At 42.6% G+C, this 9,927-nt stretch carries 11 protein-coding genes; all 11 read left to right on the top strand.

What is annotated here, in order from left to right:
• A partial coding sequence (ylqF, locus tag ACKI5G_RS05280) for a ribosome biogenesis GTPase YlqF (protein ID WP_407398320.1) occupies window positions 1-779 on the top strand: 779 nt, incomplete at its 5' end.
• Window positions 779-1,576: a ribonuclease HII gene (locus ACKI5G_RS05275; protein WP_407398318.1), complete on the top strand. Its 798-nt coding sequence runs from the start codon at window positions 779-781 to the stop codon at window positions 1,574-1,576. The genes ylqF and ACKI5G_RS05275, both read left to right, overlap by 1 nt.
• 83 nt (window positions 1,577-1,659) lie before the next feature.
• On the top strand, window positions 1,660-3,780 hold the full coding sequence (locus ACKI5G_RS05270; RefSeq protein WP_407398316.1) for a hypothetical protein: 2,121 nt from the start codon (window positions 1,660-1,662) through the stop codon (window positions 3,778-3,780).
• Window positions 3,770-4,114, top strand: a complete 345-nt coding sequence (locus ACKI5G_RS05265; RefSeq protein WP_407398314.1) for an EscU/YscU/HrcU family type III secretion system export apparatus switch protein — start codon at window positions 3,770-3,772, stop codon at window positions 4,112-4,114. Before ACKI5G_RS05270 ends, ACKI5G_RS05265 begins: the two co-directional genes overlap by 11 nt.
• Window positions 4,114-4,476, top strand: coding sequence for a YraN family protein (locus ACKI5G_RS05260; RefSeq protein WP_407398312.1), 363 nt, complete (start codon window positions 4,114-4,116; stop codon window positions 4,474-4,476). Before ACKI5G_RS05265 ends, ACKI5G_RS05260 begins: the two co-directional genes overlap by 1 nt.
• 22 nt (window positions 4,477-4,498) lie before the next feature.
• Window positions 4,499-5,059 carry a UbiX family flavin prenyltransferase gene (locus ACKI5G_RS05255; protein ID WP_407398310.1) on the top strand — a complete coding sequence of 187 codons (561 nt, stop codon included), beginning with the start codon at window positions 4,499-4,501 and terminating at the stop codon, window positions 5,057-5,059.
• 120 nt (window positions 5,060-5,179) lie between these two features.
• Window positions 5,180-5,416 carry a YdbC family protein gene (locus ACKI5G_RS05250; RefSeq protein ID WP_407398308.1) on the top strand — a complete coding sequence of 79 codons (237 nt, stop codon included), beginning with the start codon at window positions 5,180-5,182 and terminating at the stop codon, window positions 5,414-5,416.
• Between the two features lie 142 nt (window positions 5,417-5,558).
• Entirely contained in the window at window positions 5,559-6,542 is a 984-nt protein-coding gene (locus ACKI5G_RS05245) for a macro domain-containing protein (protein WP_407398306.1), read from the top strand.
• A gap of 182 nt (window positions 6,543-6,724) precedes the next feature.
• Window positions 6,725-7,702, top strand: coding sequence for a macro domain-containing protein (locus tag ACKI5G_RS05240; protein ID WP_407398304.1), 978 nt, complete (start codon window positions 6,725-6,727; stop codon window positions 7,700-7,702).
• 6 nt (window positions 7,703-7,708) lie between these two features.
• Complete coding sequence (locus tag ACKI5G_RS05235; RefSeq protein ID WP_407398302.1) at window positions 7,709-9,040, top strand: ADP-ribosylglycohydrolase family protein; 1,332 nt, start codon at window positions 7,709-7,711, stop codon at window positions 9,038-9,040.
• Window positions 9,041-9,255: 215 nt separating this feature from the next.
• Window positions 9,256-9,927, top strand: a 672-nt coding sequence (locus ACKI5G_RS05230) for a GIY-YIG nuclease family protein (RefSeq protein WP_407398300.1), incomplete at its 3' end; no start/stop codon positions are given.

Raw genomic sequence — 9,927 nt, 5'->3', positions numbered from 1 at the left:
CATACAGCAGTGCCAATCCAATGCTTCAGGAGATTATTGCCGGCAAGCCTAAGGTGGTGGCACTTAATAAATCTGATTTGGCGGACCCTGCCATTACCAAGAAATGGGTTGCTTATTTTCGTAGTCAGGGAATTCAGGCTGTGGCTGTGGATGCTACCCAGGGTAAGGGAACCAAGCAACTGGTAAAGCTGACTGAGGAGTTGGCCAGATCAAAGACTGAAAAGCTGGTATCCAAGGGAGCCAAGGCACGCTCTGCCAGAGTGATGATTCTTGGTATTCCAAATGTGGGAAAGTCCTCCCTTATAAATCGTCTTGCTGGCTCCAATAAAGCCAGGACCGCAGATAAGCCAGGAGTAACCCGTGCCAAGCAGTGGATTCGCTTAGCCGACAGCCTGGAGCTTTTGGACACTCCGGGTATCCTTTGGCCAAAATTTGAGGACATGAATGCCGGACTTAAGCTGGCCTTTACCGGGGCTATCAACGATGAGGCGGTGGACCGTGAGCTTATCACCGGAGTGTTCCTCGATACCATGATTAAGCTGTACCCCGAGCGTATTAAAGAACGCTACAAGATTACAGACGAATTGCCGGAGACCTCTGGTGAGCTGTTGGAGCTGATAGGTAAAAAGCGTGGCTGCCTTGTGAAGGGTGGCGTGGTGGATTTGGAAAAGGCACAACGCATTGTTCTCACAGATTTCAGGAGCGGCAAGCTGGGTACTGTCAGTCTTGATACACCACCTGCCATTGAAGAAGCCGAGAATTCTCAGGAGAAGAATTAATGAATATTGCAGACTTGTCGATAAAACAAATAGAGGGTTTGTTTGCGTCTGGCGAAGTTACTGAGGAGCTGTTGGAGGCTCTTAAGATGGACACCCGGGCAGCAGCAGGAAAAATCCTCAAGCGCTATGAAAAGCAGCAGAAGGAAATAGCCCGTGTCAAGGCCATGTACCGTTATGAAGATGAGGCCAGAAGGGAAGGACTTACTGTTATTGCCGGCGTTGATGAGGCAGGCCGTGGTCCTTTGGCAGGACCGGTATCTGTGGCGGCGGTTATTCTTCCGGAGGGGCTTATTATCCCGAAAATCAACGATTCCAAGAAGCTGTCCGAAAAGGTTCGTGATGAGCTTTATGATGAAATAATGGCCAAGGCTGTAAGTGTAAAGCAGGTCTTTGTGGATGAACGTACCATAGACAGAGTGAATATTTTGCAGGCCACTATGAATGGCATGTATGAAGCTATATTTGCCTTGGAGCCACAGCCGGACAAGGTGCTTTTGGATGCTGTGAAGCTGGAAAATCTTCCTATGGCGTCATTATCCCTTATTAAAGGTGATGCCAAGTCTGCGTCCATTGCGGCGGCTTCCATTATTGCCAAGGTTTCCCGTGACCGTCTTATGGATGAATACGATAAAAAATATCCCGAATATGGTTTTGCCGGTCATAAGGGATATGGCACAGGGACTCACATTGAGGCTATACGCAAATATGGACCATGCCCAATTCACAGGCTGTCATTTGAACCTATAAAATCAATGGTGGAAGAGACGGAAGACGTGGGCAGTTTGTTTGATAATTAATAAATCACACATTAAAAATTGATATATTATTGTCTTAAATAAAATGATAACCTATATTTTGGTATCCAGGAGGTGGAAAGGCCTTGCCAACAAATGTAACAGGAATGACGCCCTCAGTACAACCTGCGGAGCGTACACAAGAAACTAAAGGTGATAAGCTATCAGTCAAACGGGATGGTGGCGGCAGTTCAGGTTCTGCCTTTTCGCCCCGTACAGATGTAAATATAAAAAATTCCATAGATAATATGGCGGGAGTTCTGTCTAAGATTTCCACCCATCAGTCAGAAGCGGAAAATGCCATTCCAAGTGAGCTGAAAAACATCATTCAGAATATTATGCGCAATGCCTTTACTATTGAGGGCACTGTGGGAGAAGGTGTGGGCAGCTCTTTGGCAAGTCAGCGATTTTCTGTGGAGCAGCTTAATACCTTGGGCAGAATTATGACTCAGCTAGGGCAGATGGCTGATCAGGGCAAGCTGGGAGAATTTTCCGAGGGCTTACAGACAGTATTTGACAATCTTAAGGCAGTTCTTGGTAACAACAGCTCCATGGAGCCTGTAAATATTAATAAATTGGCCTTTCAGCTGATGCAGCTCCCGGAAGGTGAGGAAATGCCACGCCAGCTTGAGCAGCTTCTGGCCCACTTGGCCGCTGTCACCAATCCTCAGCCAGCTCAGGGAGCCCAGCAGACTACAGAAGGACTGAATATCTTAAATAAGCTGGTGGATGCCTTTTTCCCTAAAAGTGCATTTACTGGGGATACATCTCAGTCACAGCCTCAGCAGGGGAATGTCCAGGGGGCGTTGACGGGTAACTCTGCCCAAATGGCGTCTCAAGGTGGAGAGCTTGCTTCGCAGGTTGGGCAAATGGGAGCTCAATCAGGACAAATGACTTCACAGACTGGGCAAATGACTTCACAAAGTGGGCAAATGGCTCAGCCTGGGGGGAATGCCAATCCAGCCACTAATATGCCTGGGGGCAATACCACAGTTGGCAGTAATGCCATGACTGGCAATAATATTATGCCAGAAGGTGAAGCTATGCCACAGGCTGGTCAGATGCCTCAAAGTACCAATGGTGGAGTGCAGACAGGCCAGACGGCGACGGCCCAAGCTCCCCAGACGGGCACGAACACTATGCCACAGGGAGGGCAAAACGGGCAGATTCTCCCAAATGGGCAGACAGTTCAAAATTCTCAAAGCATGCAGGGGCAGCCTAAGACGGGCTCAATGGGTCCTACGTCTAATACTGCCGGTGCAATGGCTGAAAATGGTAATTTTACCATTCCGGGGCGGGAAACCATTAATGTTCGCCTGAATAATATTGGCATGGCCTACGAGGGAACATCAGCCAGAATGAATGGTCCTGTTGAACAGAACCCGTTGTTTAGAAGTATTTTTAATCGTTTTGGTCCTCAGCAGCCTATTGAAAATAATAATGCGCCAGCTGCCAATACCACCCAGTACCAGCTACCACAGATGGATAGCCAGCAGGTGGCTTTGGCGTTAAAGGATGCAGGACAACTGATAATGAAAAATATGGAGCTGACTCCAAAAGAGACCCAGCTTCTTAACAATTTTATCAATGAAAATCAGGGGATGCTGTCTGAGCAGGATGCCAAGCAGCTGAATACCTTGCTTCGTACCATAGAGGGCAATATGCCGGCTTCTGTTCAGCAGGCGGCCCAGAAAATGGGATTTGATGCACTGCCTAAGCTGTGGGCATTTATGCAGCTGGCAGATATCAGTACCTTGAAGAAAATGAAGGGCTATCAGTACAGAAGTGCCAGCAAGGAAATTGTTAATTTTACTAATGCTATAAAGGGCTCTATGGATAGTGATGGTGCATTTAAGGCTGATGGTCAAAAGTCTATTTCCTATATGATGCCTTTGTATGTAGGTGATGGTACCCTTAGCTATCCTGCGTATCTTCATATTTATGACGAACCGCCTCATGAGGACGAGTATGGTGTTACCCGCAAGGATACATGGTTCCGTGTATGTGTGCTGACAGATGAAATCGGTGCTGTGGATGTGGTATGTCGTCTGTATGATGGCAATAATCTAAACCTTAGGGTAGTGTTCTCGGACAATGAAGCTGTGGATGAGTTTAAGGAATATCTCCCTGATATTCGTAAGGCACTTTTCAATACGCCGATTAACCTAACTGACTTGAAGATAGGAACTGTAAGCAATGATGAATAAGGGAAGGCGACCTCAGGAAGATCCGGAATTGGATCCTCTTGCTGAGAAGAAAGCCGTAGCACTAAAATACGATCCGGAAAAGAATATGGCGCCAAAGGTAGTGGCCAAGGGTAAAGGGCACGTTGCGGAAAATATTCTGGAGGCTGCCAAAAAGGGCAAGGTGCCTGTTTATCAGAATAAATCTCTGGTAAATATGCTTATGGCTCTGGAATTGGACAAGGAGATTCCTACAGAGCTGTATACCACTGTGGCTGAAATTCTGGCTTATGTGTATAGGATCGACCAGCGGCGCAAGGATTTGAAAAATCAGATGCCGCCAATGAAAGGCATATAATGAATAACAAAATTTTGGGAAATAAGGGAGAGCAGGCGGCAGCCCAGTATTTGGAGAATCACGGATATTTTATTCGCGAGAGAAATTATCGGGCCAAGACTGGGGAAATAGATATTATTGCCAGTAAGGGGAATACTATATCCTTTGTGGAGGTAAAGACCAGAGGAACTATGAAATATGGGGCCCCAGCTGAAGCAGTAAATTATTTCAAGCAGCAAAAAATAGTCCGTACTGCCAAATCATATATAAGGTATAAGGGGTTGCATGATTATAGTTACCGCTTTGACGTACTGGAGATTTTGGCAGCCAAAAGTGGCAGCATGAGCTTCAGACTTATTGAAAATGCCTTTGAAGCTGTATGATTGTGGGGATTTTGGAGGATGTATGAAAATTATAGTAGGAATAACGGGGGCCAGTGGCAGTATTTATGGTCTCCGTCTTATAGAGGTGCTGAAGGAAGCCGGGCATCAGGTTCATGTAGTGCTTACTGAAAGTGGTGAAAAGGTAGTGAGGTTTGAGTGTCCTGACATTTATGAGAGGATTCTGAACAGTGCAGACATGCTTCACGATGTACATAATATCGGGGCTTCTATTGCCAGTGGTTCCTTTAGGGCTGATGCCATGGTGGTGGTACCTGCTTCCATGAAAACGGTGGCTTGCATTGCGACAGGGGTTACGGATAATCTACTGACTAGGGCGGCAGACGTGATTTTAAAGGAAGGTCGCCGCCTTATAGTGGTGCCTCGTGAAACTCCAATGCATGCCGGACATCTGGAAAATCTCCTGAAGGTGTCCAAGCTGGGAGCTATGGTTATTCCTGCCAGTCCAGGATTCTATCATTTGCCTAAAACCTTGATGGATTTGGTGGATATGCTGGTGGGGAAAATATGCGATAGTCTCAATGTGGAGAATAATTTATTCAAGCATTGGGATGGAAATATGTGATTGTCTTTTGAGGGCTGTGTAAACAGCCTTTTTATTTTTGGAATATTATTTACAAACTTAATAATATTTGCTACAATGTACTCAGATATTAAATATATTAATAAAGGAGTGGATAATATCATGGAGAGTAATGAGAAAAGGGAAATTACCTGTGAAATTAAAGAGGAGTTCGGGGTAATTGCTGAGGACAGACGAGGCTGGCACAAGGAGTTGAACCTGGTTTCATGGAATCACCTTAACCCAAAGTATGACATTCGTGAGTGGTCTCCGGACAGAAGCCGTATGGGTAAGGGTGTTACCTTTACAAAGGATGAGATTGTGGTGCTGAGAAATCTGCTGAATGACCTGGTAATTTGATAGCAGAAAAATCGTCATTTTAAAATGGAGGATGCCTGAAGGCGTCCTCCATTCGTTATTATGAATAATGATATCGCAGTAAAAGGAGTATTTGCTGTGATTGTAGAATGATAATGTAGTATCTTGACGGGAGTTGAATGTCATGCCTTTGGAATTTGTCAGAAACGATATAACGAAAATGCAGGTGGATGTAATTGTTAATTCCGCCAATCCCAGAGCCATTGTAGGTGGTGGTGTTGACAGGGCTATTCATAAGGCTGCTGGGCCGGAGCTGTTGATAGCCAGACAAAAAATAGGAAATATTGATACGGGGGAGGCATTTATTACTCCAGGATATAATCTTTTGGCACAATATGTAATACACACCGTTGGACCTGTATGGCAGGATGGAAAGCATGGGGAACGGGAGCTGTTGGCCAGTTGCTATAAAAATTCTCTCCGGTTGGCAACAGACCATAAATGCAGTTCAATAGCCTTTCCTTTGATTTCTGCCGGAATATTCGGATGTCCACCGGAGATTGCCATTGCCACTGCTACAGGGGCCATTCGGGAATATATTGATGAGCATGATTTGGATGTATACATGGTAATGTTTGATCGGGAGTCTTTCAAAATTTCTAATAGCCTGTTTAATGATGTGCAGAATTATATTGATGAGGTGTATGTGGATGAGCATTTGGCTCAGGAAAGCTGTAATAATTATCGGCGCAGGCGGGAACGGGAGGCGGCTCTATATAAAAATAGAGTCACTGATTCCCGTTCATTGGACGAAATGTTAGATGATATGACAGATACCTTTTCAGAAGCCTTGTTTAAACTTATTGATGCCAAGGGAATGACAGATCCCCAGGTGTATAAAAAGGCCAATATTAATCGCAAGCATTTCTCGAAAATACGCACTAATCAAGATTATAAGCCGAAAAAGTCCACCGTCTTTGCGTTGGCCATAGCCTTGGAACTAAATTTGGCAGAAACCAGGGAGTTATTGGCTCGGGCCGGCTACGCCTTTTCACATAGCAATGTGAGCGATGTAATTATTGAATATTTCCTCAGACATGGGAAATACGACATCGATAGTATTAATCAGGTGCTGTTTGAAAAAGGGGAACCTACATTGGGAGTATAAGTATTTTTACTACGAAATCTTAGCGAATCAAATCCGAAGGATGCAGATGAGCTTTAGATTTCGTTGTAAGGGCGTAGTGCGAAATAATGTTTCGCACGAAGTTTGCTATATAAAATGTCACCTGACAGGAGACCACCCTTCATATTATTTTTGGTAGATTATATTCAGAAGTTAATAGACAAATGCCAGATATGAAGGGAGCGGTTTATATGTGTAAAGCAAGTAATGTAAGTATTACTAAAATTAACATTACAAAATTAGATACAGACGTAATTGTAAATGCGGCTAATGTGCAGCTTAGGCCATATGGTGCTGTTTGCGAAGGAATTTTTAAAGCAGCTGGATATGAAAAGCTCTCAGCTGCCTGCGAAAGTATCGGTCATTGCGAAATTGGTTCAGCAGTAGTTACCCCCGGATTTGATTTAACGTCAAAGTATATTATTCATGCAGTAGGTCCTGTATGGCATGGTGGAAAATTCAACGAGGGAAAGCTCTTATATAGTGCATATAAACAATCACTGCGTTTGGCAGTCAAAATTGGCTGTACATCCATTGGATTTCCTTTAATATCTTCTGGTGCAAGTGGTTATCCAGTAGAGAAGGCTTGGAGAAAAGCTTTGCAGGCATGTTATGATTTTTTGGAAGATGAAGGTAAGATTGATATTGTTTTTGCAGTTAACAGTGATAAGGTTTTGGGAATTGGGGGAAAAATTTTAGATGAATTATTTCCGCCTTTAGATGCTGCAACAAAAAATGATTGGAAGATAGTAGCTATGCCTCAAAAGCATGAATTATTCATTCTTGAAAGGATAATTACTCAGAAGGAAATGGATATTCTGCGCAAGGGGAATATTCCTGAATCGATGGATGATAAGTGGTTTTGGTATATGGAGGGAAATACCCTGTATGCCCATCGCAGTTGGACTGGAATCTGTATATATGAAATAATATTTGGAACGGATGGTCATCATTTTGTCAAAGTTAATAGAGATCCTGAGCAATATAAATGTACCAGTATAGAAGAGGATTCGGAGACATTAAATATGTTGCTGGACTGGTGGACGCAGCCCCAATATGACTATTACAATGAATGGTTGATGGAGACTCATAATTCGATGAAGAAGGCGGGCCTGATACAAGAGGAAGACGAGGAGGAGTGATTATATATGTATGGTGCAATTTTAGGTGATATGATAGGGGCTCCGTATGAGTTTGACAGAGGGGATAAGACAAAAGATTTTCCACTGTTTTGTGATAAGTCAGAATTTACTGATGATACTGTGATGACAGTGGCAGTGGCAGAGGCGTTACTCGATAATGTCGATGGGGAATTTGATTCTGATGTGGAAATACTACAGGCTTTAGTTAGTTCTATGCAAAACTGGGGAAGAGAATACCCTAATGCAGGTTATGGAAGTATGTTTGGTAGATGGTTAAAGGCAGATGAGCCTGAGCCATATAATAGCTATGGCAATGGAGCGGCGATGCGTGTTTCGGCTGCTGGTTGGCTTGCTACAAGTTTGGAGGAAGCAATGCGATTAGCTTGTCTTACGGCAGAAGTAACCCATAATCACCCAGAGGGCATAAAAGGTGCTCAGGCTGTAGCAGGATCAATATATTTGTCCCTGGAGGGAAAAGGCAAAGAAGCAATAAAATCTTTTGTTACAGACGTTATAGGGTATGATTTATCCCGTATATGTGATGAAATCAGACCATATTACCACCATGATGAAACCTGCCAAAGGTCTGTACCGGAAGCTATAACTGCTTTTTTGGAAGGTGAGGATTTTGAGGATGTAATTAGGACTACTATTTCTCTAGGCGGTGACATAGATACACTGGCATGCATAGCCGGAAGTATTGCGGAAGCCTATTATGGTATTCCTGATGAGTTAGTTGCTGAGTGTCGAAATAATTTACCTGAAGAAATGGTTAAAATAATAGACCGTTTCTATAGAGCCGTTGATGATATATGGATTTTATATCGAGGAAAGGGTAGAAAACTTTCTGTAAAGGAGTTAGCTGATGGCTCGCATTTAAGAGAAGCTATCAGAAAATATAAATGTTGGAATACGGATGATAGTTTTTGGAATTTATTGGCAATTTTAAGGGATAGTAATGTTTGGATACCGTGTAATGCAATTGCTGGAAACAAGGATCAAGTATCATTGAATAAAATGTTACAAATGGCAGGCGACAATCTGGATTCTTTGGTAGGCATGGAATTTACAAATGAAGAACCTATTCGTCTGGTTCCAGCAATTATCTCAAATGGAGAAGACGATTTCATCCCTGTTTTTTCCAGTGTAGAAGTTATGGGAGAATATGATAATCAATATTCTAAGGTGGAAAAGCATTTTTTGGAAATACTTAAAATGGCACAATTTTATAAAAATAGAGTATTGGGTCTTGTGCTGAATCCATTTACTGAACCGGTAATATTGCAATTGGACATGGCTAAAATAGTTGAAAAGATGCGTTCAAGAGTTGGGAGATAAAAAATATTGACGGATGAAGCAAAAAATAATGAAAGAAGGACGACTTAAGGTAAAGGAAATAGAAAAAAGTGTTAAACTAGTATTAAAGCTTGCACTTTATTGTGGAAGTAAAATTACGGTACAAATTGGGAAAGATGTTGTGTGAGATGAGATAATAAACGAAGCTGTTTTTCATATTATCGAAGTGAGTGATGAATAGTCGGGTGGTGAATATTATGGCGCGTGGGAAAAATATCAATTTATACTTGATGGATGGTGATGTTAATGGCAGAGTGAAGTGTACATTGGCAAATTGGACAGGTCTAGCATTTAAAATACCTCGTACTAAACTGGCCTCTTGCAAAGACAGAGAAGAACTGAAGCAAGCTGGTGTATATTTTCTGTTTGGTAAGGATGATGATATATCTGAACAGAGTGTAGTATATATCGGTCAGGCTTGTATAAGGAAAAATGGTGAAGGACTATATAATAGGTTGCAGGAGCATGATAAAAATCCTGAAAAGGACTATTGGAATGAAGCTATAGCTATAACAACTTCCAATAATTCTTTAGGCCCAACTGAGATAAGTTATTTAGAACATCGTTTTTGCAAATTAGCTAATGAGGTAAATAGATATACTGTGAAAAACGGCAATGATCCAAATCCGGGTAATCCGTCAGAAGAAAAAATCAGTGAATTAGAGGATTTTATAGACTATTCTAAGATTATAGTTGGTACATTGGGGCATAAGGTTTTTGTTCCACTGGTGGATAAAGAAGGTACATCAATTGTTGAAACAAGGAATGAAGAATTGAAATGTACCAGAAGTGGAATCAAAGCTTTTGGTGAGCGCACAAGCGACGGTTTTGTTGTTAAGAAAGGTAGTAAAGTACAATTAACACCGACC

This window comes from Anaerovibrio sp. (genome assembly GCF_045637405.1).
Taxonomy (GTDB): domain Bacteria; phylum Bacillota; class Negativicutes; order Selenomonadales; family Selenomonadaceae; genus Anaerovibrio.
This window is presented reverse-complemented; position numbering and strand designations above follow the sequence as displayed.